Origin of the sequence: Pseudoalteromonas sp. XMcav11-Q, from assembly GCF_040104525.1 — a bacterium.
GTDB lineage: Bacteria > Pseudomonadota > Gammaproteobacteria > Enterobacterales > Alteromonadaceae > Pseudoalteromonas.
Window position 1 is genome coordinate 178904 of the sequence record NZ_JBECOX010000005.1, and the last position, 23937, is coordinate 202840.

Annotated in this window: 22 protein-coding genes; 5 read left to right on the forward strand and 17 right to left on the reverse strand. The window is 44.0% G+C overall.

Going from position 1 to position 23937, the window contains the following annotated elements; all coding sequences use genetic code 11:
• Nucleotides 1-63 precede the first annotated feature (63 nt).
• From fliM to ABMY45_RS10270, 11 genes are all read right to left on the reverse strand, one after another.
• The gene (gene fliM, locus ABMY45_RS10220) at nt 64-1158 is read right to left on the reverse strand and encodes a flagellar motor switch protein FliM (RefSeq protein ID WP_010606361.1); all 1095 of its coding nucleotides are present in this window, start codon (nt 1156-1158) and stop codon (nt 64-66) included.
• Between the two features lie 10 nt (nt 1159-1168).
• Nucleotides 1169-1693, reverse strand: coding sequence for a flagellar basal body-associated protein FliL (gene fliL / locus ABMY45_RS10225; RefSeq protein ID WP_010606360.1), 525 nt, complete (start codon nt 1691-1693; stop codon nt 1169-1171).
• Nucleotides 1694-1736: 43 nt separating this feature from the next.
• Nucleotides 1737-3824 (reverse strand): flagellar hook-length control protein FliK, encoded by a 2088-nt coding sequence (locus tag ABMY45_RS10230; RefSeq protein WP_349288840.1) that lies wholly within the window; start codon nt 3822-3824, stop codon nt 1737-1739.
• 142 nt (nt 3825-3966) lie between these two features.
• Entirely contained in the window at nt 3967-4413 is a 447-nt protein-coding gene (gene fliJ, locus ABMY45_RS10235) for a flagellar export protein FliJ (protein ID WP_017218039.1), read from the reverse strand.
• Nucleotides 4413-5744 (reverse strand): flagellar protein export ATPase FliI, encoded by a 1332-nt coding sequence (fliI, locus tag ABMY45_RS10240; RefSeq protein ID WP_102056486.1) that lies wholly within the window; start codon nt 5742-5744, stop codon nt 4413-4415. Before fliI ends, fliJ begins: the two co-directional genes overlap by 1 nt.
• A gap of 72 nt (nt 5745-5816) precedes the next feature.
• Nucleotides 5817-6632: a flagellar assembly protein FliH gene (gene fliH / locus ABMY45_RS10245; protein WP_102056485.1), complete on the reverse strand. Its 816-nt coding sequence runs from the start codon at nt 6630-6632 to the stop codon at nt 5817-5819.
• Nucleotides 6633-6635: 3 nt separating this feature from the next.
• Entirely contained in the window at nt 6636-7676 is a 1041-nt protein-coding gene (gene fliG / locus ABMY45_RS10250) for a flagellar motor switch protein FliG (RefSeq protein WP_010369151.1), read from the reverse strand.
• Nucleotides 7669-9387: a flagellar basal-body MS-ring/collar protein FliF gene (fliF, locus tag ABMY45_RS10255; protein ID WP_130126591.1), complete on the reverse strand. Its 1719-nt coding sequence runs from the start codon at nt 9385-9387 to the stop codon at nt 7669-7671. Before fliF ends, fliG begins: the two co-directional genes overlap by 8 nt.
• Nucleotides 9388-9407: 20 nt before the next feature.
• On the reverse strand, nt 9408-9740 hold the full coding sequence (gene fliE, locus ABMY45_RS10260) for a flagellar hook-basal body complex protein FliE (RefSeq protein ID WP_010369155.1): 333 nt from the start codon (nt 9738-9740) through the stop codon (nt 9408-9410).
• A gap of 257 nt (nt 9741-9997) precedes the next feature.
• The gene (locus ABMY45_RS10265) at nt 9998-11377 is read right to left on the reverse strand and encodes a sigma-54 dependent transcriptional regulator (protein WP_237116910.1); all 1380 of its coding nucleotides are present in this window, start codon (nt 11375-11377) and stop codon (nt 9998-10000) included.
• Nucleotides 11374-12474: an ATP-binding protein gene (locus ABMY45_RS10270; protein WP_017218044.1), complete on the reverse strand. Its 1101-nt coding sequence runs from the start codon at nt 12472-12474 to the stop codon at nt 11374-11376. The genes ABMY45_RS10265 and ABMY45_RS10270 overlap by 4 nt, the downstream gene beginning before the upstream one ends.
• Before the next feature lie 236 nt (nt 12475-12710).
• Here ABMY45_RS10270 and ABMY45_RS10275 point away from each other — a divergent pair, with 236 nt between their 5' ends.
• Entirely contained in the window at nt 12711-13310 is a 600-nt protein-coding gene (locus ABMY45_RS10275; RefSeq protein WP_227387247.1) for a DNA-3-methyladenine glycosylase I, read from the forward strand.
• 268 nt (nt 13311-13578) lie between these two features.
• On the opposite strand, the gene ABMY45_RS10280 is transcribed toward ABMY45_RS10275, so the two are convergent.
• Together ABMY45_RS10280 and ABMY45_RS10285 are read right to left on the reverse strand one after the other, a co-directional pair.
• On the reverse strand, nt 13579-15018 hold the full coding sequence (locus ABMY45_RS10280) for a sigma-54 dependent transcriptional regulator (protein WP_206471581.1): 1440 nt from the start codon (nt 15016-15018) through the stop codon (nt 13579-13581).
• Between the two features lie 147 nt (nt 15019-15165).
• Entirely contained in the window at nt 15166-15951 is a 786-nt protein-coding gene (locus ABMY45_RS10285; protein WP_017218047.1) for a flagellin, read from the reverse strand.
• Nucleotides 15952-16174: 223 nt separating this feature from the next.
• Between ABMY45_RS10285 and pseB the strand changes: the two genes are divergently transcribed.
• The 4 genes from pseB to ABMY45_RS10305 are packed head-to-tail and all read left to right on the forward strand — an operon-like array spanning nt 16175 to nt 19497.
• Nucleotides 16175-17176, forward strand: a complete 1002-nt coding sequence (pseB, locus tag ABMY45_RS10290; protein ID WP_017218048.1) for a UDP-N-acetylglucosamine 4,6-dehydratase (inverting) — start codon at nt 16175-16177, stop codon at nt 17174-17176.
• Nucleotides 17173-18354, forward strand: a complete 1182-nt coding sequence (pseC, locus tag ABMY45_RS10295; protein WP_349288841.1) for a UDP-4-amino-4,6-dideoxy-N-acetyl-beta-L-altrosamine transaminase — start codon at nt 17173-17175, stop codon at nt 18352-18354. The genes pseB and pseC overlap by 4 nt, the downstream gene beginning before the upstream one ends.
• Nucleotides 18355-18364: 10 nt before the next feature.
• Nucleotides 18365-18787 (forward strand): Gfo/Idh/MocA family oxidoreductase, encoded by a 423-nt coding sequence (locus tag ABMY45_RS10300; protein ID WP_349288842.1) that lies wholly within the window; start codon nt 18365-18367, stop codon nt 18785-18787.
• Nucleotides 18781-19497, forward strand: a complete 717-nt coding sequence (locus tag ABMY45_RS10305) for a Gfo/Idh/MocA family oxidoreductase (RefSeq protein ID WP_349288843.1) — start codon at nt 18781-18783, stop codon at nt 19495-19497. Before ABMY45_RS10300 ends, ABMY45_RS10305 begins: the two co-directional genes overlap by 7 nt.
• A gap of 28 nt (nt 19498-19525) precedes the next feature.
• On the opposite strand, the gene ABMY45_RS10310 is transcribed toward ABMY45_RS10305, so the two are convergent.
• The 4 genes from ABMY45_RS10310 to pseI are packed head-to-tail and all read right to left on the reverse strand — an operon-like array spanning nt 19526 to nt 23877.
• Nucleotides 19526-21034, reverse strand: a complete 1509-nt coding sequence (locus ABMY45_RS10310) for a class I adenylate-forming enzyme family protein (RefSeq protein ID WP_349288844.1) — start codon at nt 21032-21034, stop codon at nt 19526-19528.
• Nucleotides 21031-22593, reverse strand: coding sequence for a pseudaminic acid biosynthesis protein PseG (locus tag ABMY45_RS10315; RefSeq protein WP_349288845.1), 1563 nt, complete (start codon nt 22591-22593; stop codon nt 21031-21033). The genes ABMY45_RS10310 and ABMY45_RS10315 overlap by 4 nt, the downstream gene beginning before the upstream one ends.
• On the reverse strand, nt 22574-22843 hold the full coding sequence (locus ABMY45_RS10320; RefSeq protein WP_102056476.1) for a hypothetical protein: 270 nt from the start codon (nt 22841-22843) through the stop codon (nt 22574-22576). Before ABMY45_RS10320 ends, ABMY45_RS10315 begins: the two co-directional genes overlap by 20 nt.
• Nucleotides 22840-23877, reverse strand: a complete 1038-nt coding sequence (gene pseI, locus ABMY45_RS10325) for a pseudaminic acid synthase (protein ID WP_349288846.1) — start codon at nt 23875-23877, stop codon at nt 22840-22842. The genes ABMY45_RS10320 and pseI overlap by 4 nt, the downstream gene beginning before the upstream one ends.
• Nucleotides 23878-23937: the final 60 nt, after the last annotated feature.

The following is a 23937-nucleotide window of genomic DNA, read 5'->3' on the forward strand; positions in this document are numbered from 1 at the left end:
ACCTGATTAAGTTAATTTGTTGTCCATAATTAGTCTCATGACGTTGCTTGTACAACCTCACGACTACCAATCTAAATCCACACCTTCGGAAAGATGCAGATCTTCTTCTAATTCTGCCAGCTCAGCATCTGAATCGAGTTTTTTACCACCTTTGGTAAACACATGAAGCTCAGACTTCACTGATTCTGGCCGTTTAATTTTTTCACTGATCTGTAAAGCAACATTGTCACGAGAACGACCCATTTTAGCTCTGAAGGTTGGCAGCTCTTCTACAAATACGGTGACATGCTCTGGCATTTCCACAGGAATAACATCACCAGCTTGAAGTTTCATTATTTGCTCAAGTGATAAGTCCACTTCCAGCAACTGGGAGGAAATCTCAACTTCAACATCCATAATCTCATCACGAAGCGCTTTACTCCAACGCAGATCGGTATCTTCAGTATCTGATTGAACACCGGCATCGAGTAACTCTCGAATAGGTTCCAACATAGAGTAAGGCAATGAAATATGGAAATCGCCCCCTCCACCATCTAATTCAATATGAAAAGAGCTAATCACCACCACTTCAGTTGGCGATACAATATTCGCCATCGCGGGGTTAACCTCGGAGTCAAGATATTCAAACGACACATCCATAACCGGTGCCCAGGCTTCTTTGTAATCTTCAAAGATGATCTTAAGTAGCATCTGAACGATACGACGTTCTGTAGGTGTAAACTCACGCCCCTCGATCTTGGCATGATAACGACCATCTCCACCAAAAAAGTTGTCTACAAGGATAAAAACCAACCGGGCTTCCATGGTTATCAGGCCAGTACCTTTTAGTGGCCTAAAGCGCACCATATTCAAGCTGGTAGGAACGAACAGAGTATGAATATACTCGCCAAACTTAAGCATTTGCACACCATTGATAGACACTTCAGCGGTGCGGCGCATCATGTTGAAAAGGCTTATCCGCATATGGCGGGCAAATCGTTCATTAACGATTTCAAGCGTCGGCATCCGCCCACGCACAATCCTATCTTGAGACGAAAAGTCATACTGTAAGGCACCAGCGCCTTCGCCGTCACCACTATCACCGATTTCGTCTTCTTCGACTTCATCTACACCATGGAGTAGCGCATCAATTTCGTCTTGGGATAATAAATCGCTCACAAATACTACCTTATTGCATTACAAAGCCAGTAAACAACACACGCTCGATTACTTTGCTACCTTCAACCCCTTCCATCGCAGCTTGGACTTTATCTAGCGCCGTTAAGCGCAAAGTTTCTTTACCTGCACTTGTGCTTAACTCATCAGCGGTAGTCGTTGAAAACACGCTAAGTAAAGTACCTTCAATCAAGGGAATATGCTTCTTTGCTACTTCTTCATTAACATCACCGCGAACCAGCAGCTGAACTTTAATTTGCACAATTCTATCGCGACTTGCACCAGGTACATTGAAAACAAAGGGACGGGGCATGGCAACGTACAGTGCACTCCCCATTTGCGCAGCGCTACCTTGCTCCGCTTTAACTTCGCTTGCTGTCGTTTCTTCTGCTAAGGATTCTTCTGGCGCATCTGAGCCTGAAAATAAGAAAAACCCTGCGACACCGCCGAGTACCAATACCGCAGCGACAATAATGATAATCAGCTTTTTCTTGGAACCACCCGTTTCTTCTATTTCTAAGTCGGTTTCTTCAGCCATAGCAAGCCCTTATGATCTTTATTAATTACAATAATAGCAGGTGTTAGGCATAGTAATCTATTGCAGAATCAGTATTTCTCTTTTGTGATGGTTGTGGATTGTCAGAAACCCCCGATTCATCACCTAGAGTTTGCTGTCCACTCGTATTGCCACCAGCAGTTTGCGACTCTGATTCAGTATTTCCACCTTGCTGATGTGATATTTGGCTGTCACCCAGTTCAATACCCTGCTCAGCTAACATTTCTCTTAGTCTTGGCAGTGATTGCTCTAGTAATTCTTTAGCTTGCTGATTTTGCACCACAATATTCACTTGAGCCTGCTCTGCATCGCTTTTTATTCGAATTTGCATCGCCCCAAGCTCTGGCGGGTCTAAGCGAATCTCAGCTTCCTTATTGTTAAGGTTAAGCATCAACCCTACCCGTTGATGCAGCTCTTTAGCGGCATCTTGACGTGCTATGTTAATCGCCTGTTGAAGATTAGCATCTGTCGCTTGCTTTGTCTGTGTTGTGCTTTGGTTTGTTGGCTGAGACTGTTGAATTTGCTGAACTTCTTTCAGTGTTTGGTTTAGTGAGCTAGTGTCTTGCGATACACTTACAGGACTTGCTTCAGGCTTAACTTGATTTGGTATCGCTGCTGCAGTATTCGCCGATTGACGCTCATTTTTAACCGCCTCTTTCGCGATGCTTGCTTCCGCTTGCATCAGCTTACTATTTTCTTTATCAACTACCTTTTCACTTATTTGCTTTTCTAAGTTCTGTTTTTCTGAACTTTGCTTCTCTACTGCTAACTTTTCATCGCTAGTCAATTTATTCACAGCTATATTTTTTTCAGCACGTTCACCCTCTTTAACTACCACGGCCTGCTGCTCACTATTGTTAGACTTTTCTTGCGCGCTATTTACATTAAAAGACGCTTGGGTAGTATCTTTAACATCCGTAGCAGCTTCTTGCGGGGTGTTTGTTGAAGTTTGTGTTACGACAGAGGATGGCACAAATGCTTTAAATTGCTGTACATTTGCGATATCAACACCTTTACCAATTAATTGAGCTACGGCTTTTTGTACACTTGGCGACGCATCATAAATATCCAGCTTGCCAGCCATCACGGCTTTTAATTCTTGTTGTTGCTGTACGGTCAACTTTTCTACCATGGTTTGCACATCTGTAGTGCTTTTTGTACTTACTGCGTTTTTGTCTTTCGCGGTTTGTGTACTCGCCTCAGAAATGATTTGCTTTGTTTCTGATTGCTTAGCTTCAGATGAGGAAACAGATTGAGCAAGCTCTGATTTCTTAGCGGCTAAGAGTCCTTTCTGTTGCGCGGTTTCAGACTCACTTTCAACTTGAGACTCGACTGGCTTATTAGCGCTTGGATCCCGTTTTTCTATGTTTGTATTGGTAACCAAGGCTTGAGTGCTAGTATCCTTTTGCAACTTAGGCTGTAATGTTTGTTCTTTAGCTTCTGAACTGTCATTCAATAACGAAGGTTTAGCAACCTCACCTTCTGGGTCTTGGCTGTCCAAAGAAGTTGCCTGCTGTAATAACGAGGTTGGCTTAGTGCCGGCGTTTTCAGTTTGGCCTTTCCCCCCTCGAGTTAGTGGACTGGCTTCGTCTTGTAGCTGCTCCTGAGATAGTGCACTATCGCTAGCTACAACCTCTTCATCAGCCGCAGAAGCATTGCCCAACGCTTCTTTGACTGATTGCGCAATTGCTGTTGGGGTTTGGCTCAATGAAGTGCTCTGCTGTTTTGCAGCGTTGATCTGAGCATATAAGTCATTATCCGGGGGATCAGGAAGCGGTTTGTCCGCAACTACCAGGCCTTTGTCAGTGTAGCTAACAGTAGAAGTTGGTACTTCCCCTTGCAGCTTAGAGGAAGAGACTTGTGCTTTACTATCTGACTGCGGAGCATCATCTGATGCGACTTCGCTATCTATTGGCGCATCCAGCTCTGAGGTTACAGGATCTGCAGACTCTTTTACCTGCTTGTTTGCACTCTCTTGCTCGGCTAACTCAGCCATTAAAGCACTAAACCCAGAGCTGTCCTCAGAACCCTCAGCATCTGTCTCTTGGGATTTTTCTTTAATATCAACCTCGTTACTGCCTCGTTGCAGCATGGATGCAAGCATTAGATTCATCTTAAAGCTACCTCATAAAGTGGCAATGTCCTGCCGTTGTAATACACCATTAAAAACCAACACTATGAATATTCGTGACTTTTACGAGTGAACTACCTAAATAATAAAACGCTAATTATTAGGAAGCATATTTCGAGCCAATTTACCAAGCACGCGCTCTTCGCACAAACTGATTCGTTGCAAACTCATCAAGCATCTTTTGCTCTGCTTTGGCAAGACGAGTTTGCTTCGCGAGGGCTTGCTTCTCGATAAGCTTTTCAATTGCCTTCGTTTTAGCCTGCTGTGCTAGCCATAGCTTGCGGCGTTGTTCAACCACCTGCTTGGCTGTGTTGACCGTTTTTGCTTGCTGATCAATAGCCTGCTCAATCTTATTAATAAAGTTATGGTATTGATTGAAACCGCCACTAGACAGACCAACTTGTGCTTTACTATGAAGCTGCATGCTGTATTCCAGACGGAAATCGTTTAGTCCCGATAACCGTTGTTGGTTTGTTGCTAAGTGCTGCTGCGCTTGAACAAAATTCGCTCGAAGGTTATCTTCTTTGTCTTTTTCTAGCTTAAGCAATAAAGTCAGTTTGTTATTTGCCATTATGCTTGTCCTAGTAGCTTAGCGAGGCCTTGTAAACACTCGTCATAATTGATCACGTCTTTCATGCCTTGCTGAAGGAAGTTATTCACAGCAGGCATCATGTTTATCGCCTGATCTAGCATCTGGTCACTTCCGCGTTGATAAGCACCTAAGGTGATCATGTCTTTATTTTGCTGGTACATTGAATAGACTTGCTTGAGCACTCTGGCTTGCTGCATGTGTGCCTCTGACACCACTTGCGGCATGACTCGACTAATGGACTTTTCAATATCTATTGCTGGATAATGACCACTATCAGCAAGCTCTCGTGATAACACAATATGACCATCCAAAATAGCTCGGGCAGCATCGGCGATAGGGTCTTGCATATCATCACCTTCACTCAATACCGTAAAAAATGCGGTAATTGAGCCTTGTCCCTCACCACCATTACCTGCGCGCTCAACCAACGCTGGGAGCTTTGCAAACACGGAAGGCGGATACCCTTTTGTGGCTGGCGGCTCGCCTACAGCAAGCGCTATCTCACGTTGTGCCATGGCATAGCGCGTCACCGAATCCAGTAACAACAGTACATTTAACCCTTGATCGCGAAAATACTCCGCAATAGTCACAGCACTCTCACAGCCTTTTAAGCGCATCAGCGGTGAGGCATCGGCGGGAGCGGCAACCACTACGGAGCGGCGTCTACCCTCGACGCCCAAAATCTCATCGATAAATTCTTTCACCTCACGACCACGTTCACCAACCAAGCCAACGACAATAACATCCGCTTCACTGCCTCGTGTCATCATGCCAAGCAATACCGATTTACCCACACCACTCCCTGCAAACAGCCCCATACGTTGGCCTTGACCCACTGTCACGATCGAATTTATCGCACGCACGCCTACATCCATTGGTGAGTCGATTGGGCGTCTTGCAAGTGGGTTGATTTGCGCTGCGGCAAATTTCAGGTGTTTCTCAGCATCAATGGCACCAAGACCATCTAGTGGTCTACCAAGTCCATCAACTACACGGCCAAGTAGACCCATACCGACAGGTAATCCAGCATCCTTAACTTTTGGGATCACTCGCGCTCCAGGAAGGACGCCTGTAATATGGTCGTTTGGCATAAGATAAAGCGTTTCTTGATTGAAACCGATGACTTCTGCATCAATAAAGCCGCCCAGCGTCTCGATTTTACATTGACTGCCGACGGGAGCACTTAGCCCCCTAGCTTCAAGGGTGAGGCCAACCACACGGGTGAGGCTGCCAGCAACCGCAACCCCATATGGTTTGATAAATTTCTGATACTTACTGATGCGCTCGCTCATAGCAGCAGATGTCGACATGTTCGCAATTACCTTAGGAAGGCATCGTTATCTTGATTTGATTGCTTCGCTTATCTTGATAACAGTGCAGTATTATTGGTTTATACCGCTATCTTGCAAAAATGATTCCAACACTTCGCTAATACGGTTTTTAAGCGTCATATCAATGGATGACTGTGGTGTTTTCACCTCGCAGCCACCTCTGTCCAACGTCGGCTCTGGAAGTAACTGCCAATGCTGTGATTGTATATGTTCCTCGCCGTACATGGCTTGCACTAAAGCTAAATCTTCGGGGTGCAAATGGATGCGTACTGATTGATCTTTGACAGGCAGCGCGTCCATCGCTTTTTTCAACGCGTTTAAAATGAGCTCAGGCGTGGTCTTGAGCTCTTTAAAAATAACCTGCTCTGCCAATAAATTGACGAGTACAACCAGCTGCTTTTCACACTCATCATCAACCTTTTTCAGTGGCGTTTGCATGCCATCTAAAATAGTGGATAGCGCTTTCATCCTTTCTTCAATGAGAGGTTGTGCTTCCTCAAGTCCCTTTTCTTTACCTATTTCTACGCCTTCTTTATAACCGGCTTCTTTACCTTCAGAAACTCCTTTGTCAAAGCCTTCAATATAGCCTTGTTCGTGGCCTTGCTTTATTCCTTCGTCGTAGGCATCCTGACGGATCTGCTCTAATTCTTCAATGGTCAAAGTAGGGAATTCAGGCTCTTGCGGCTCAGGTTCTGCGCTCACCTCTCTCTTAGTATACAACTCTTCCAACGGCGTACCGAAGGCCGTAGAACGACCTCGGTATTTTTCGGGCTTATCCGTAACATCTGGAATGGGCCAGTTTTCTAATAACTCATCCAGTGCTTCGGTGCTGACTGGGCGGCCTTTATACAACTTTTTATCGACCATGGTTTATAGGAACTCCTCACCACCGCCGCCACCAAGCATAATTTCACCTGAGTCAGCCAAACGTCTAGCCGTTGCCAGAATCTCTTTTTGTGCAGCTTCGACTTCACTGATCCGCACTGGAGGCATAGCCTCAAGGTCATCTTGCATCATCTCAGCAGCACGTTTAGACATATTCTTCATAATCTTTTCTTTTAAAGATTCGTCCGCGCCTTTAATTGCTTTCATCAGTACGTCTTGCTGCACTTCACGCAGTATGGCTTGGATCCCTCGGTCTTCGACATCCATCAAGTTTTCAAACACGAACATGAGGTCTTGAATTTGTTGCGACATTTCTTCGTCATGTTCTCGGATTGAATCCATCAACTGGCCTTCAATATTGGTATCCAAGTAGTTCATGATATCTGCAGCGGCTTTTAAGCCACCCATCTTCGCCGCTTGTGCACCAGCTTGACCTGCGAACTGTTTCTCCATGATCTCGTTGAGTTCTTGCAGTGCCGCAGGTTGTACTTCTTCTAAGTTTGCAATACGCATTGTTAAATCTAAGCGTACTTTCTCAGGAAACTGAGACAAGATTTCGGCGGATTGCTCAGGCTCGAGATAAGACAATACAATCGTTTGGATCTGCGGGTGCTCGTTGCGGATAATATTGGCAACTTGCTTCGAGTCCATCCACTTCAACGAATCCAACCCTTTTGCACCAGAGCCCATAACGATTTGGTCAATAAGGCTTGCCGCTTTGTCTTCACCAAGTGCTGCGGTTAGCGCCTTCTTAATAAAATCTTCCGATTGGAAACCAATTGTACTAAAACTTTGAATTTGTTCGATAAACAAATTGTGCACAGCTGCAATTTTAGCCTGAGATAAGTCATCCATGGAGGCCATCGCCATACCGACCTTTTGCACTTGCTTCGGCTCTAAGTGTTTCAAAATCTGAGCCGCATCTTCTTCAGTCAAACTAAGCAGTAAGATGGCAGCCTTGTCGACGCCATCTAGCTTGTCAACGTCAAAGGCTGCGGGCAATTGTTTTTGTTCTTGATCAGTCATCTTCTGTCAACCACGCTTTCACAACTTGTGATGAGAGTTCTGGTTCGTTAGCAACTAAGGCACGTACTGCTTTGAGTAAGTCCTCGTCGCCATGTAAGTCTGGCAATTGTAATCTACCGTCAGAAGAGAAGCCAACCGCAGACTCATCGAATTCGTTATTTAGCATATCGAGTGTACTGTCACCTAAATCTACACCACTGGTCAACGCATCTTCATCAAAATCTTCAAGCGTATCATCTGGGTAAATTAGACGCTTAAGCATAGGTCTTACTACCGCTAAGATTAGCACAATGATCACTAAGGTACCTGCTGCAAGACGGATTGTCTTTTGGAACCAATCTTGCTCCCAAAGTGGTATCTCTTGCATTTCAGTGAGGTCTTCACGCACGAATGGCACAGTCACTACCTCTAGTGCATCACCTCGCTGCATATCAAAGCCCACACCACCTTGTAGCAAACGACGGATGTTATTTAACTCTTCTTGCGTACGCGGCGCCATTGCCATGTTACCTTCAGCATCAGGTTTTGCGAGGTAGTCAACGGCCACACTCACACTGATCCGGCGAATAACCCCAGTTTGCTGACGTTTATGGCTAATAGTGGTATCTAACTCATAGTTACGGGTTGCTTCTTTTTGATTACTGCTTGGTGTTGCACTTTGACCATTGCCGCCTTGACCCGCAATCTCTGGGATATTTGAGTTTATAGGAGGTTGATTAGTCAGCGCCCCCGGAATACCCACAGCTAAACCACCAATATTATTTTCTTCATACGTCGTTTCGCTACGAACCGCAGGTAAATCTGGGTTATAACGTTTTTGCGTTTCTTCAACTGCGCTGAAGTCCATCGTTAAGTCAACCTGCGCGGTAAAGTTACCAAGACCTACAGTTGGGATCAGGATACTATCAATTTTTTCTAGATATTCTTGTTCACGCTTACGTTCGATTTCATACTCTTTTCTCGAGCGCGCAGCCAAAGAGTCTTGAGAACCAGAGTTGAGTAGACGACCGTTTTGATCGGTGACAGTCACGCGTGAAGGCTCTAGGCCTTGTACCGCTGATGCCACAATGTCTACGATTGAATCAACTTCTTCGCCGCCAAGCGTTTTGCCACGTTTAAGGGTAATAACTACGGTTGCAGAGGGTTTTTTCTCGCGACGTGCAAAGACGTTTTCTTTTGGAATTGCAAGTAACACTTTTGCACGATTTACGTCTTGTAACTCTTCAATTGTTCTCGCAAGTTGTTGCTCACGGCTATGTTTTAAGCGCTCTCTTTCAAGACGTTGGCTAACACCAAAACCCATATCTTGCATCAGAATATCAGTGCCAGAACTCGGAGACTGGGTAAAACCGTCACGCGCCATGCGTAGTTTTATGTCTTGATAGTCCGACTCAGCGACTAAAATGGTATTACCATCTAATTGGTATTCAATTTTCTGTTGGTCTAAAAAGTCTAACGTTTCGACGAGTTCTTCTGTTGGGTATTTACCAAGTGGGCGCATATCTGGTTGGCGCGCCCAAATGATAATAAAGATTGCGATTGCTAAACAAATAGCAAGGGCAATAACCAGAGTAACCTGGCGCAACATATCAACACCGCTTAGCGCACTGAAGTAGCCTGATTTTTGCTCTTGTTGCTCATCCGATCCGCTGTCATTATTCAGCGCTGCATCGGAAAGCGTAAGATCTGTTGATTGATTAGTAGCCACGATTACTCTCCACAGTCACTCAATTAAACTGGCATGCTCATGATTTCTTTATAGGCCTCTACAAGTTTATTACGAACTTGCACTGTTGCCTCAAAAGCGACCGACGATTTTTGTTTCGCTATCATGGCTTCTGCAAGAGAAACGCTTCTGTCACCCATTTCAACAGCGGTGACTTTTTGTTTCGCTTCTTGTTGTAAGCCATGAACCGTATTAAGTGCGTCTGAGAGTAAATCGCCAAACTGAGCCGACGAAGATGCCGCCGTCTTAACCGGCTGCACTGATGGCTGTGTGTTTCTCGTCGCTTCTGCAGCCATTGCCTGCATTTCTTGAAATAGCGCTGATGATTGTACTTTCATGATGCTTTACTCAAAATAACTCTTAGTTACCTGTAATAAAGCAGAAAACGTGCCAACTTAAAATCGTTAATTTTCAGTATGTTGAAACATTTTTAGCATGTCGAAAAATTGGCAGTGCATAGAAGTGAAAACTAGGCGCCTAAGATCTGCTGATCTTTATAGGCACCTAATTAAATTTGAATTAACAGATAAAGCTTAGCCTGAGGTTTGGATAAGCAATGAGCTAACTCATTGTTTTTAAGCTCAGCTAACTTAGGTTAAGCGGGTAGCGCAATCCCTAAATCTCGCATTTTTGCCAGCTTGTAGCGAAGTGTGCGAGGACTCATACCCAATACCTCCGCCACCTCTTTACGTTTGCCATTAAACTTTGCCAGTGTATCTAAAATAATTTGGTGTTCTTTATCCTGTAACTCATCCTTATAGCTAATGATCTCATCCTCACCTTGAGAGCGCTCCATTAGAGCTGATGCTTCATGATTTACAAGTGGTGCAGACTCTATCAAAGCCATCGGTGAGAAATTTTCGATAAAAATATCATCTTCTTGAATTTCATTACCTTGGAACAAAATCAGGGCACGTTGAATAACGTTGTCTAGCTCTCTTACGTTTCCAGGCCAACTGTGTGAACTGAGCTTGCGCTTTGCACCGCTGCTTAATATAGGTGTTGGCTTGCCTGCTTTTTGCGTATGTCTTACCAACAAATGCTCAGCTAACACAGCGATATCACCCGCTCTGTCCTTCAGTGGCAACCACTCTAGCGGGAAAACATTGAGGCGATAATATAAATCTTCTCTAAATACCCCATCATCCACCGCTTCTTTTAAATCGCGGTTACTGGTTGCCAACACTCTGACGTCCAGTGAAATGGTTTTTCTACTGCCTAAACGCTCTACTTCCCGCTCTTGTAACACGCGAAGTAATTTTGCTTGTAATCCCAAATCCATCTCTGTGATCTCATCAAGCAAAATCGTTCCCTTTTGTGCTTGCTCAAATTTTCCAGGACACGCCTGAATGGCACCTGTAAATGCCCCCTTCTCGTAACCAAACAGGGTCGCTTCGAGCATATTTTCTGGGATTGCAGCGCAGTTAATTGCGATAAAGGGCTCATCTGCTCTGTCGGATTTATCGTGAATATAGCGAGCTAACACTTCTTTACCTGAACCGCTCGGTCCAAGTACCATAACGCTGGCATCCGACTTAGCTACTTTTGCAGCCAGTTCAAGTAGTTTAATACTCTTTGGATCGGCAACAATGGGGCCATCTGTCTCTTTTTCCTTCTCAGGTAGATAACGTCCAACCATATTGAGCAATACTTCAGGCGCAAATGGCTTAGCCATATAGTCGATGGCACCCAATCTCATCGCTTCAACCGCATCATCAATGGTCGCGTATGCTGTCATCATCAATACCGGTAATTCGGGATAGTTGAGTTTAATGGTCTTTAACAAGTCAAGCCCACTCATGGCACCCATTTGCACGTCACTCACCACCAAAGAAAAGGTTTCTTGCTTGAGCAATAAAACGGCTTGTTCCGCACAACTTGCTTCTACGCACTCGATATTTGAAAGCTGCAATGTATCAATGAGTGCTTCTCTTAAACCAGCATCATCTTCAACAACTAAAACTCTGTTACTCATAGTTCCTCCGCCTCAATTAGTGGTAGTACCAAGCTAAAACGCGCACCCTTGCCTTCAATATTGTCTGCCTGTGCAAACCCTTTGTGTGCGTTAGCGACCGAATTAACCACCGCAAGTCCTAACCCAGTCCCCTGCGACTTAGTTGTAAAAAATGGTTCAAACAACTTGTCGACTAAGGTTTCATCAATACCAGGACCATTATCAACAACTGAGATACGTACATACTCGCCACACGGCTCGCGCTCTGCATTAAGTTCAATGTGTGCCGCACTGCCAATTATTTGAATACTGTTGTGGATCAGGTTTTGGATCGCACTTGCAAGCGCAGTACGATTACCTAATATTTCGATATCTGGCTCGGGTAAAAATGCTTCCAACTTTGCTTGGTTAAGCTCAACCATAGCGTCAGCACCCGCTTTGACTTCACTCAATAACTGTTGCATTGACACTCGCTCAACCACTTGTTGTTCACCGCTTTTAGCGAACAACAGCATGTCATTAACTTGGCTTTCTAAGTCTTTTAACCGAGACATCAACTTATCGTGAAACTTTTCTCGAGAAGCCGGAGGAAGATTAGCTGCACCTAGATTTGCACCATATAACATCGCAGCCGATAACGGCGTACGCACTTGATGCGCCAATGAAGCAACCATTTTTCCCAACGCACTTAACCTTTGCATATGCGCAACACGACTTTGGAGCCGGCGCGTCTCGGTGAGATCTGTCATCAAAATGAGTTGCCCAGGTTCTGGTGTTAGCGCGGTTATATCTAACTTAATTCTTCTGCCATCTTTAAGAGAGACTTCATGACCATCGTCCTGCTGTGGTCGAAATGAACGCTGAATAACGCTAAACCACTTTTCACCTTCGAGTGGTTCACCCAACATATCCATCGCAATTTGATTCGCCTTGGCAATCATACCTTGACCATCAAGTACCACGACACCCGCAGGCATAGTATCAACAAGATGACTTAACCAACTCGCCTGCTGCCTAAGATCGCTTAATTCACCGACGTAGGCTTCTTGCAGCAAACAGGGATTGTAGCGATTCGTCGTTGGTACAAATTGTGGATTAATAACATGTGCTAATGCCATTTTTCCGCTCTCTTAAAAATAAACTCAATGGATAAAAGCAAAAAACGATCCAACTTTACATTCCTTTTAAAACATAGAGTTACACAACACTTAACAATATCAATTTATTGACACTGTTTTTATATACAGCATTGTGCTAGAGTTTTTGAAAGCCAAATGTGATGCCGCAATGAGTAGTTGGCGTAGTAAATCATTTAGCTTATTCATATTCACAATTAGATAGAAGAGAGCCAACAATGACAATACGATGCGGCTGGGTGGACGAGAGCAAACCCGATTATGTTGAATACCATGATAAAGAATGGGGAAGACCTGTACTGGATGACCAGAGCTTGTTTGAGTTTATCACATTGGAATCTGCACAAGCTGGCTTAAGCTGGTATACCATTTTGAAAAAACGTGAAGGCTATAGAAAAGCATTCCACGATTTTGATGTACACAAAGTGAGCCAGATGACAGAGCAAGATGTCGAGCAGCTATTAGCATTTGACGGAATTATCAGAAACCGCGCAAAAATCGCAGCAACGATAAACAACGCTAAGCGATTTATTGAAATTCAGCAAGAGTTTGGCAGCTTTGCAAAATACCAGTGGCAATTTGTTAATTACAAGCCTGTTATCAACTCCATGCGTGACAAACACGATGCCGTCGCCACCACTGAACTCAGCGACAAATTTGCCAAGGACTTAAAAAAACGTGGGTTTAAGTTTTTAGGCTCAACGACCGTGTATGCGCATATGCAAGCTTGCGGGATGGTTAACGACCATGCCGATAACTGTTTTTGCAAACAAACCATTATTGCCAGTTATCAAGACTTGGATTTTACTCGACTTTAAACAATAAAACACAAGGCCGCGTATTAAGCGGCCTTGCTGAGTTGATTAGGTAACCTGAACTTGGAATAACAACTTGTTCTCTAGCAGCTGTTATCCCTTACTACTGCGTTAAATTTGCTTGCAATAGGCCAGCTATTGACGCACAAATTTGCCTTGTATTAAGAAATAACTTCTGGCTAGAGTGATACTTCGCTTTTGAATTTAGTGATTTTAGTGGATTAACTTACTTCTTATCCCGAGTTCAGGTTAGGTAGTAATTGATAAACTATCAGTCACGATTGAGATTATACTTTTTCATCTTCTCAACTAATGTTGTACGGCGAACGCCCAAGATTTCAGCCGCGCGAGCGACCACATAATCGTAGCGCTCTAAAGCTTGAGTGATCAAATCAATTTCAAGCTCTGCTAAATATTCTTTTAACTCTATCCCCTCGTCCGGCAGCAAGCCAACATTCGGTGCTTGCGGCGCAAAATCTTCTGCTACCATATCCTCTTCATCGTCACTGAAGCCATCGCTAAATAGCTCATTGAACGCATCTTTTTCTAATAGTTCTTCTGGATATTCAGGCTCAAACGCTTCGACTTCTATATAGCGGTACTTTTGTGGTAAATCAGTCACATCGACAACCTTGTCTGGGAACATAATCACCATTCGTTCCACAAGGTTTGCAAGCTCTCGAATATTCCCAGGCCAAGCGTGCGACTTTAAGCTGTCTACGGCTCTATCGGTAAACTTAACCGAATTGCCCGTTTGTTCATTTACTCTACGTGTTAGTTCCTTTAGCAGTAGCGCAATATCTTCCGCACGCTCATTTAAAGAGGGGTTTTCAATGGGGAATACATTGAGTCTATAAAATAAGTCTTCGCGAAACTTGCCGTCTTCAATCATGGTTTCAAGATTACGGTGCGTCGCGGCAATCACACGAACATCCGCCTGAATCGGCTTTGTGCCCCCTACTCGTTCATAGGTGCGCTCTTGCAAAACTCGTAACAATTTCACCTGCATTTGCAGTGGCATATCACCGATTTCATCGAGAAAAAGCGTACCTCCTTGCGCCAGTTCAAAACGCCCTTTCCTGGCTGAAATCGCGCCAGTAAACGCGCCTTTTTCATGACCAAAAAGCTCGCTTTCTAACAACTCCCCAGGGATAGCACCACAGTTAACTGGCACAAATGGTCCCTGCGCACGTTTAGACAATAAGTGTACGTTACGTGCAACCACTTCCTTACCGGTTCCCGATTCCCCCAAAATAAGGACATTGGCGTCGGTTTTAGCCACTTGAGAAATCAAGAAACGAACGTTTTTAACCGCTTCGGTTTCCCCAACTAAACCATCAAAGCTCTTATTTTGTAGCTTGTTCTCTTTGTTTGGAAGCATACGTAAGTATTGCTGGCAGTCATGTAGCAATTGCATCGTGACTTCTTGCCCAAAGGGTTCGGTGATGAGCCCTATTACATTCGGTAACGCAAGTAGCGGCCTGAGCGTTTCACCTATTAATAAAAACGGGACGGCGGGATGAGATTTTATCAACGCTTCGTGTGTTAAGCTTTGCAAAGCGCCTAACACAAAAATTGGTTCTTGATTGTTATCAAGGATCTTGGGCTCATAACGCTCTTCGGCCAGCACTTCATTTGCTTGACCGACAAAACTAAGTGCCGCACCTAATCCGATCGCTCTTTTGTTGTTGTTATCTAAGATCAAGACCATTGCTTGAGAACCAATCTACTTAAAATTCTTTAATAGTTAGATTGTAAGAGAGATTAAGGGGGATGCAATACCTAAGTGGCAACTTTTTGACATTAACGCCAAAAAATCGCCACTAGAGCTGTTCTATATCAATACTTTGGTATTAATTTATAATAAACCCAGTACCGATGATGCAGACTGATTAGCTTGGCCACGCAAAGCAATAGACGCTTGCGATAAAATATCGTTGGCGACTTGATCGCTCACCGCTTGCGCGTAATCGGTGTCTTGAATTCGACTTTGGCTCGCTGCGATGTTCTCACGTTGGTTACTCGCAGAGCGAATCGTACTAGATACCGCATTTTCAAATGCGCCAAGCCCAGCGCGTTGGCTGTTTAAATCTTCAGAGACTGTATCTGCCGCATCAATGGCAGCTTGGGCACCCGCTTGCGTCGAAATGTCTACACTCAATATTGCATTGGCAAAACCACCATCAGTCTGCTGTAGCGACTGAGTGGTATTAGCGTCAGGACCTACCTGAAAACTACGAGGCTCACCGTCAAAAATTTGTGCGCCGCCAAATGTAGTATTTTCAAACGTTTCACTGATTTGCGTTTGCAGCTGCGACACTTCCTCTTGCAATGCTTGACGGTCACTATCTGTCAGCGCCCCATTACCGGCTTGAATCGATAATTCTCTAATCCGGGAAACTGCATCATTCACACCAGATAATGCCGAGTCAGCGGTTTGCGAATACGAGATACCATCGTATGCGTTACGAATGGATTGACTGTAGCCGTCCTGCTGAGACGTCAAACGGTTAATGATCTGCAAGGCTGCAGCATCGTCTGCAGCAGAATTAACCTTCTTACCAGAAGCCAGTTGCTGATTGAGTTTATTGGCAGTTTGCTCCGTGCGATTAAAAAAAGCAGTACTTTGTGATTGGATTTTCATATTTACCCCCATTCACTATCATTAGTTTAAATCTACGTTATTGTGAGCAAAAAGTCATCATAGTCGTTAAATTTCCTGCAATGGCTGGCATAAATACTGCAAAACCGATAGAAGTGATATAAAGTATTGAGTAGTAGCTAATTTATTGTATCGATAAGATATCTAAAGCAGTTTCGATACCCGATACTGTAAAGTTTTGATTGCACCTGTAGGTGGACACCCTATGTTTGATAATAAAACCATTTTAATAACCGGCGGCACAGGCTCTTTTGGCAAAAAATATGTCAAAACATTGTTAGATCGTTATAAGCCAAAGAAAATCATCATATTTTCGCGCGACGAGCTAAAACAGTTCGAAATGCAACAAGAGTTTAATCAACGTTGTATGCGCTACTTCATCGGCGATGTACGAGACAAAGACAGGCTGCGCCGAGCAATGCAAGGGGTTGATTATGTGATTCATGCAGCGGCGTTAAAACAAGTGCCTGCTGCCGAATACAACCCAATGGAGTGTATCAAAACCAATATAAATGGTGCCGAAAATGTGATTGAAGCCGCTTTAGATAATGACGTCGAAAAGGTAATCGCACTTTCTACCGATAAAGCAGCTAATCCAATCAACTTATACGGCGCTACAAAATTAGCGTCGGATAAACTTTTTGTCGCCGCAAATAATATGGCTGGCGGACATAAAACTCGATTCTCTGTTGTTCGGTATGGCAATGTGGTTTGCTCAAGAGGTTCGGTGGTCCCGGTATTCCAAAAGTTTATTGATGAAGGGAAAGGTCATATTCCTATTACTCATGCAGATATGACTCGCTTTTGGATTAGTCTTCAGCAAGGCGTTGACTTCGTACTTAAGAATTTTGAGCGTATGCTTGGCGGCGAAATCTTTGTGCCAAAAATTCCATCGATTCGGATTGTTGACCTAGCAACTGCAATGGCGCCCAATGTACCTCAAAAAATTATCGGGATACGCCCTGGCGAAAAGCTTCACGAAGTAATGTGTCCTCAGGATTTAAGTTTTGATACCTTTGAATTTTCTGATCATTTTGTTATTGCTCCGGGGATCAAGTTTAGTAGCAGAAGTAATTCTTTTGACCTTAATGCGCTTGGTGAGCAAGGAAAAGCGGTGCAACCTGGATTTGAATACAACTCTCTGACTAACCCAGTTTATATGAGCGTGGAAGAGATAAAAGCGTTTAACCTGCAAGCACTATTATGATCCCATACGGAAAGCAATCAATAGACCAAGCGGATATTGACGCCGTTATCGAAGTACTGCAATCGGACTGGTTGACACAAGGCCCTAAAGTGCCAGAGTTTGAGCAAAAACTTTGCAGTTATACCGGCGCAGTTTGTGCCGTTGCGGTAAACAGCGCAACATCTGCACTACATATTGCCTGCCTCGCCCTTGAAGTTGGTAAAGGTGATATTGTCTGGACCTCACCAAACTCATTTGTTGCTTCATCTAATTGTGCGCTTTATTGCGGTGCGAGTGTCGATTTTGTCGATATTGAAATCAGTACCGGTAATATGAGCATTCAAGCGCTAAGTGACAAGCTAGCACTAGCAAAGCAACAAAACCAACTCCCCAAAGTAGTTATACCGGTGCATTTTGCAGGGCAATCATGCGATATGAAGGCCATCCATCAATTAGCTGTGCAGTATGGTTTTAAAGTAATTGAAGACGCATCACATGCTATTGGGGGTTCCTATCATGATAAAAAGGTGGGTTGTTGTGAGTACTCCGATATCTGCGTTTTTAGCTTTCATCCGGTAAAAATAATTACCTCGGCTGAGGGCGGTGCTGCGCTGACAAACGACCCAACGCTGGCTAATACGATGACGAGGCTTCGCAGTCATGGTATTACTGGAAATCCTGACGAATTTAGTGAACCCAGCCATGGGGTCTGGTACTACCAACAGCAAGATTTAGGCTTTAACTACCGTATGACGGATTTACACGCGAGTTTAGGGATAGCACAGCTTACTAAGGTCGATGCATTTGTTAAGCAGCGAAATAACCTTGCTAACACTTACGATACGCTATTTGCCGATAGTATTGGGATCACGCCTCTCGCGTGCTCTGAAAGCTCAGTTTCTGCCTATCACTTATATGTTATTCGACTCGAAAGTTGTACACCTGAACAGCATAACTTTATGGTCAGCGCGCTTCGGAATAAAGGGGTTTTTGCGCATGTTCATTATATTCCAATATACCTGCAGCCCTATTATCAGAATTTAGGCTTTAAGGCAGGCTATTGCGCTGAAGCTGAATCCTACTACTACAGTGCAATCACTTTACCTTTGTATCCAACCCTCACTTTAACCCAACAAGAGTATATCATTAGCACAATTGAAGCGCTTTATCTTGAGTGTACCATCAGTGATGAAAGCTAAAGGAAAGATTATGAATAATAGACCATTGCAACTGGCTTTTATTGGCGGAGGTAATAACTCTGCAGTCGGCTATGTACATTTTTCTGCAGCACATTTAGATAATAAGTTTCAGGTCGTCGCTGGTGCATTTAGCCGAGACGCTAAGGTCAATCAGCACACGGCTGAACAATGGAATATAAGTACAGAGCGCACCTATAACTGCTGGAAGCAGTTGATTTTAGCCGAGCAAAACGCGGTAGACGCTTTTGTTGTTTTAACACCAACCCCTCATCACACTGAGGTGTTAACGGCATTATTGGAAAAGGATTTAGCCGTTATTAGTGAAAAGTCGCTGACTTGTGGATTGGCTGAGGCGAAGGAAATTGAAGCTTGTTACGATCCCAAAAAACACTTTCTTGCAGTAACTTTCACTACAGTGGTTATGCTATGGTGAGGGAGCTCAAGCATATCATTTCTAATGGTGCGCTTGGAGAAATACAAAAGATTCATCTTGAAATGCCCCAAGAAGGCTTTAAACGCCCACCAGATATCGCAGGTAAGCCTAGCCAACCTCAATCATGGCGTTTAAAAGATTACGACGTCCCCACTATCTGTCTCGATTTAGGTGTGCACCTTCACCATTTATCTAGCTATCTATTAGAAGTCGAGCCTGAAGCCACCTGCGCGCAATTTGCTAATCACTCAGAGTTCAAAGGGCTAGTTGATGACGTTAATATGCTCTTGAAATACCCAAATGGTATCGTTGGTTCAATGTGGATGTCTAAAACAGCAATTGGTCACAGAAATGGTCTGTCCGTACGCGTGTATGGCACCAAAGGAAGTGCTCGCTGGTTTCAGTTAAATCCTGATGAATTAGAACTCAACTATAATGATGGACGTCGGGAAGTGTTAGATAGGGCTGGCCAATGCCAGTATGCGAATCAATTTCGATATAATCGGATGAAACCAGGCCACCCCACCGGTTTTGTCGAGGCCTTTGCCAATTTATATAGCGATATTGCGGGAGCACTCCAATTACACTTAAGCAAGCAACCAAGCCGTTCAGAGTACGTTTTTGGGTTTGAGCAAGCCAAGCAAGGTTTGGCTTTATTTGAAGCCGCAAAGCGCTCTGCTGAAAGTGGTACATGGCAGCAGGTGAAGTAGTTGACTTCGCCTGCTTAGGTTATTCATTCTATTGACTAAATTGTGTCTTAACGTCGTTGCGAAGCACTTTTCCCATCTGGTTTCTCGGTAAAGCTTCCACTCTTTCTATAAATCTAGGCTGTTGATAGTCAGTTAGCTCTTGCAAGCACGCTTTTCTAATTACAGGAATTAAGTCGGTGTCTTGGTTTTGCTCTATGACCACTTTTACAATTTCGCCCAATTGCGCGTCTTTTATCCCAAACGCAACACAATCTTCTACGCCTTCTATTGATTTGACAACTGTCTCTATATCTTGAGGGAATACATTGATCCCGCCGCTAGAAATCACCTCTTTTTTACGGCCGACGTAGTAGAGGTATCCTTGCTCATCCACATAGCCTAAGTCTCCGGTTTTAAAGAAACCTCCCACATAAAAAGCCGCCCTAGTTTGCTCAGGCATTTTTAGGTAGCCACCAAAAATGGTAGAAGTGTTACAGCATATCTCTCCTACTTGGCCAGCTGCGACTTCACACCCTTGGTCATCCGTAATTTTCAATGAGACAAATGGCAGTGCTTTGCCCACACTGCCACTTTGCTCAGGATTTTCTGAAACCGCAAAATCAGTGACCACTCCCACTTCTGAAGCGCCGTAACACTCATGAAAGCGACAACTTAGCATCCCTAATAAACGCTTTTTTGTTGTACCTTCAAGCACTGCAGATGATGAAACGATACATTTCAAAGAACTTAAATCTGCACCAGATGTACCTTTTGCAATCAAACTTTCTAGTTGAGCAGCTACGGCAAACAAAAAGCTGACCTTATACTGCTCAATCGCACTTAGCCATTGTGAAAGATTAAATTTGGGCATAACAACGGTTGTAGCGCCAAGCATTAACGGCATTAGCACTCCTCTTTGTGCTAAAGAGTGATACATTGGTGTTGCTACCAGGATCACATCTTGTTTGGTCAAACCGTAATATTGGATAGTCGCATCCATAGCGCGGTTTATTTTACATGCTTGGCTTAACACTATTGGTTTCGGCTGCCCAGTGGAGCCTGAGGTCATCGTCAAAATAAACGGCGCATCAAGATCAACACCATGTTGCAAGTCATCTAATTTTTCACAAGATTGAACCGCTTCCCAACTAAGCTCTTCACTCACTGCTTTACCAAGAGTTACCAAGTTACTAGGCTCTATCAAATTGGCATCGAGTAATATCTTACTTATCGTCGGCCATGCCACGACCATGGCAACTGGCGTTTTCTTCAGCGCTGTTATTAATGCATTACCTTTGAGGCTAATTGGTAATGGCACAGCTGCGATTCCCAGCTTAGCAATCGCGAGTAGTGTTACGACAAATTCGATGCCATTAGGCGCAAATACACCCACTCGTTGATCCGGGGTAAGGCCCGACCGTACAAAGTGTGCACTTAACTTTAATACCTGTCGATTCAGCTCCTCATAGCTCACTTGCTGATCTAGATAGACAACCGCTGCTTTCTTGGGAGTCTGTTTAACATTTTCTTCGAATAACTCGTAAATACTCTTTGTCATGTATTTACCTCTTTACCAACATAATTAAACTCGCAGAGCGATGCATTTGGAAACAACTGTTGCGTTACGCGCATTTTCTTTTCATCATGTTCGATAGACACGAATCCCGCACGCTGGTTGAGCAGATTCACAAACTTATTTTCTTTGTTTATTACCGCAAGCCAAATGGCTTTAGGATATTTAGCTGCGGTTTCACGGAGTTGCCACTCCAAAACCATTTGTGCGTGGGCAAAGTTCACCTCATCAGAGGCTGCAAACCACCCACCAACCAGATATTCTTGCGCTTCAATACTATGCATTTGATGCCAAACGTATAGTAACGGTTTGCCGTTAGACTCCATCACAAATGACTCTCTACTGTTAGCAAACCACCACTGATAATGCCCCAGCACGTCAATACCAGAAGTAATTGTCATACGCCAAGTGTTATCTGGTAAATTTCTCGCTGCAAGGTATCTATTTACGTCTGAGTCGTTGACTTGACGGATCTTCACCTGTGCGGTTAGCTGGCATACATGTTCCTCTTGGCTATGTAGAGTTCTTTGTGTCACAGAAGATTTAATATCGTTCGCTAAAATAAACTCTGCTACTCGAATTGCCCCTCGGCCATCTACCTTAATCGGCGCTATTTCTCGCGCTTTAATTATTCGCGTAGACTGCTTCACTAACGTCAAAATTAACGCGACAACCTCACTAGCCTTTCGCGTTAATAGCTCTGGTACATGAAAATAATGACCTAAGTCATCAAGTGCGCTTTGTTGATTGTCTTGATTTGGAGCAATCGAAAACGTCAATGCTGGCGTTTTGGTTGCGGCCAGCTCATAAAGCGAAGTACCAAGTGCTCCCACAAATAGACTACAACTTTGATAATAAGGCACAAGAGAAGGCGGTTGCCGAATTAGCTGCAATCGAGAAGTCGTATTCGCAAGCAGAGTTAACGCCTCTACTCTCTCAGCCATCGGCCCTAAGATAACGTCAATTTCAATTTCCGGTGCCATATTTAGCAACAAGGCTATCCAGTCAGAAACACTATACCAATCCCCTCCACCGCCAAGAGAAAACATCACACGATTTGGCTTACGCTCTTGATGTGTACAGTGTTGATATGCCGGTGACAGCATAGCAAAATCAGGGCCTAGTAGCTTATACTGCGAGCTTGCGTAGCGCTCACCAGTCTTATCACCACACCACTTGCTATCAATAAGTAGCTTAGCACTATGCGCTCTTTCTAAATCGTCCACTACGATGATGGAAGGGATCTGTTTCGCAGCTTCTAATTCCCACTCTGAGTCAAAACGGTAGCTGTCTACGATAACGCTTTCAACCGGCTCTTGTATCTCAGAAAGTACCTTCAAAGTATTGCGAGCATCTTCTTTTTGTGTTTGTGTAAAAGGTAAAGTTTTTATGTTGCTCTTTAGCTCAAGTGATAACTGCTCGGGAACGGCTTTATCGACGAGAACTATCACCTCTTTGCTACAATCTTGAAGCGCTAACGCTAACCACTTACAACGCATAAAGTGGCCAAGGCCACATAAGGTATCAACTCTTATCGCGATCATTAACAAGCTTAACCAGTGAGTCTACTAATTTCCCTATTTCTGTATTACCTTGCTCCAATAATAGCTCTATCGGTATCGGTATACACAGCTCACTTTCCAATTGCATAATTAAAGTTAATATTTCAAACGAATCAAGGCTTCCTTCTCTAATAAAATTGTGATTTTCGATGATAGTATCATCTACCATTACGCCTCTTATTAATAAGAACTGTTGGATAGAATATATTAGCTCAGCTCTTGTTTTGCTCACAATAAATCACTCCATGCTAGCTGCTCACCACAGCGCAGATTTCTATTCACTGACCGACCTATTAAGCTCGGTAACTCTTTTGGCATGATTTCACCGCCGCCGGGTCGCATCTGCCTTAAATGTTCGGCAGTCAGGCGCTCACCTGATTTAATATCTTTTATAATGTAGACACAGCGACGAGCTTTTGACGCTTCAGTAGGATAATTAACCTCACCCATCGCCTTTTCAATCTGTCTAACGCCATGGACTAGCGCCTTCAATTCATCTGGTGTCATTGAAAAAAAGCTATCCGCGGTGTTGTCACTTTTATCGAGCACAAAGTGCTTTTCAATCATGCATGCCCCTACCGCAACTGATGCCAAAGGTACATCATTGCCAAGCGTATGATCGGATAACCCCACAGGACATTTAAATGCTTCTCTCATATGTGGAATTGTGCGTAAATTTATCGTCTCAGCAGGGGCTGGGTAGGTACTCGTACATTTCATCAGCCCAAGCTCAGTTACACCCGCCTCTTCAGCTACTTTCACAGCCTCAGCTATTTCTGGTAGCGTCGCGCCCCCGGTAGATATAATTACAGGCTTACCTGTTGCAGCGACATCTCGGATAAGCTGGTGATCGATCAATTCTGGCGAAGCGATTTTATATGCAGGCGCATCTAACTGACTTAACAAATCTACCGCGGTTTTATCGAACGGCGATGAGAAACACGTCAAGCTAAGTTTAGCAGCTAGCTCGAAAAGCTCAGCATGAAAATCCCATGGCATGTAAGCTGTTTTGTATAAATCGTGAAGATACTGACCTTTCCAAGGTCCCGTGGCTTCAAAATGCGGCAGTTTGCAGTCCATTGTTAAGGTGTCTGCTGTATAGGTTTGCAATTTTATTGCATCAGCGCCGGATTCATATGCCGCATGCACTAGTTCTTTCGCTTTGATTAAGCACTGCCCATGGTTCGCCGACATCTCTGCGATAATATAGCAGGGAGAATCATGTCCAATGACCTTGTCGTGGATTCTCAATTTTTGCTCAAACAAATTTATCCTCCGACATTTCGTTTGTTAAAGTTTCAATCAATTATTCTGATTTTTGCTTTT

Excerpts from the sequence above, each read along its gene's own strand:
- fliL (WP_010606360.1), bottom strand. The coding sequence starts at position 1,693 with ATGGCTGAAGAAACCGACTTAGAAATAGAAGAAACGGGTGGTTCCAAG.
- ABMY45_RS10230 (WP_349288840.1), bottom strand. The coding sequence starts at position 3,824 with ATGAATCTAATGCTTGCATCCATGCTGCAACGAGGCAGTAACGAGGTT.
- fliJ (WP_017218039.1), bottom strand. The coding sequence starts at position 4,413 with ATGGCAAATAACAAACTGACTTTATTGCTTAAGCTAGAAAAAGACAAA.
- fliI (WP_102056486.1), bottom strand. The coding sequence starts at position 5,744 with ATGTCGACATCTGCTGCTATGAGCGAGCGCATCAGTAAGTATCAGAAA.
- fliH (WP_102056485.1), bottom strand. The coding sequence starts at position 6,632 with ATGGTCGATAAAAAGTTGTATAAAGGCCGCCCAGTCAGCACCGAAGCA.
- fliG (WP_010369151.1), bottom strand. The coding sequence starts at position 7,676 with ATGACTGATCAAGAACAAAAACAATTGCCCGCAGCCTTTGACGTTGAC.
- fliE (WP_010369155.1), bottom strand. The coding sequence starts at position 9,740 with ATGAAAGTACAATCATCAGCGCTATTTCAAGAAATGCAGGCAATGGCT.
- ABMY45_RS10265 (WP_237116910.1), bottom strand. The coding sequence starts at position 11,377 with ATGAGTAACAGAGTTTTAGTTGTTGAAGATGATGCTGGTTTAAGAGAA.
- ABMY45_RS10270 (WP_017218044.1), bottom strand. The coding sequence starts at position 12,474 with ATGGCATTAGCACATGTTATTAATCCACAATTTGTACCAACGACGAAT.
- ABMY45_RS10275 (WP_227387247.1), top strand. The coding sequence starts at position 12,711 with ATGACAATACGATGCGGCTGGGTGGACGAGAGCAAACCCGATTATGTT.
- ABMY45_RS10280 (WP_206471581.1), bottom strand. The coding sequence starts at position 15,018 with ATGGTCTTGATCTTAGATAACAACAACAAAAGAGCGATCGGATTAGGT.
- ABMY45_RS10285 (WP_017218047.1), bottom strand. The coding sequence starts at position 15,951 with ATGAAAATCCAATCACAAAGTACTGCTTTTTTTAATCGCACGGAGCAA.
- pseB (WP_017218048.1), top strand. The coding sequence starts at position 16,175 with ATGTTTGATAATAAAACCATTTTAATAACCGGCGGCACAGGCTCTTTT.
- pseC (WP_349288841.1), top strand. The coding sequence starts at position 17,173 with ATGATCCCATACGGAAAGCAATCAATAGACCAAGCGGATATTGACGCC.
- ABMY45_RS10300 (WP_349288842.1), top strand. The coding sequence starts at position 18,365 with ATGAATAATAGACCATTGCAACTGGCTTTTATTGGCGGAGGTAATAAC.
- ABMY45_RS10305 (WP_349288843.1), top strand. The coding sequence starts at position 18,781 with ATGGTGAGGGAGCTCAAGCATATCATTTCTAATGGTGCGCTTGGAGAA.
- ABMY45_RS10310 (WP_349288844.1), bottom strand. The coding sequence starts at position 21,034 with ATGACAAAGAGTATTTACGAGTTATTCGAAGAAAATGTTAAACAGACT.
- ABMY45_RS10315 (WP_349288845.1), bottom strand. The coding sequence starts at position 22,593 with ATGATCGCGATAAGAGTTGATACCTTATGTGGCCTTGGCCACTTTATG.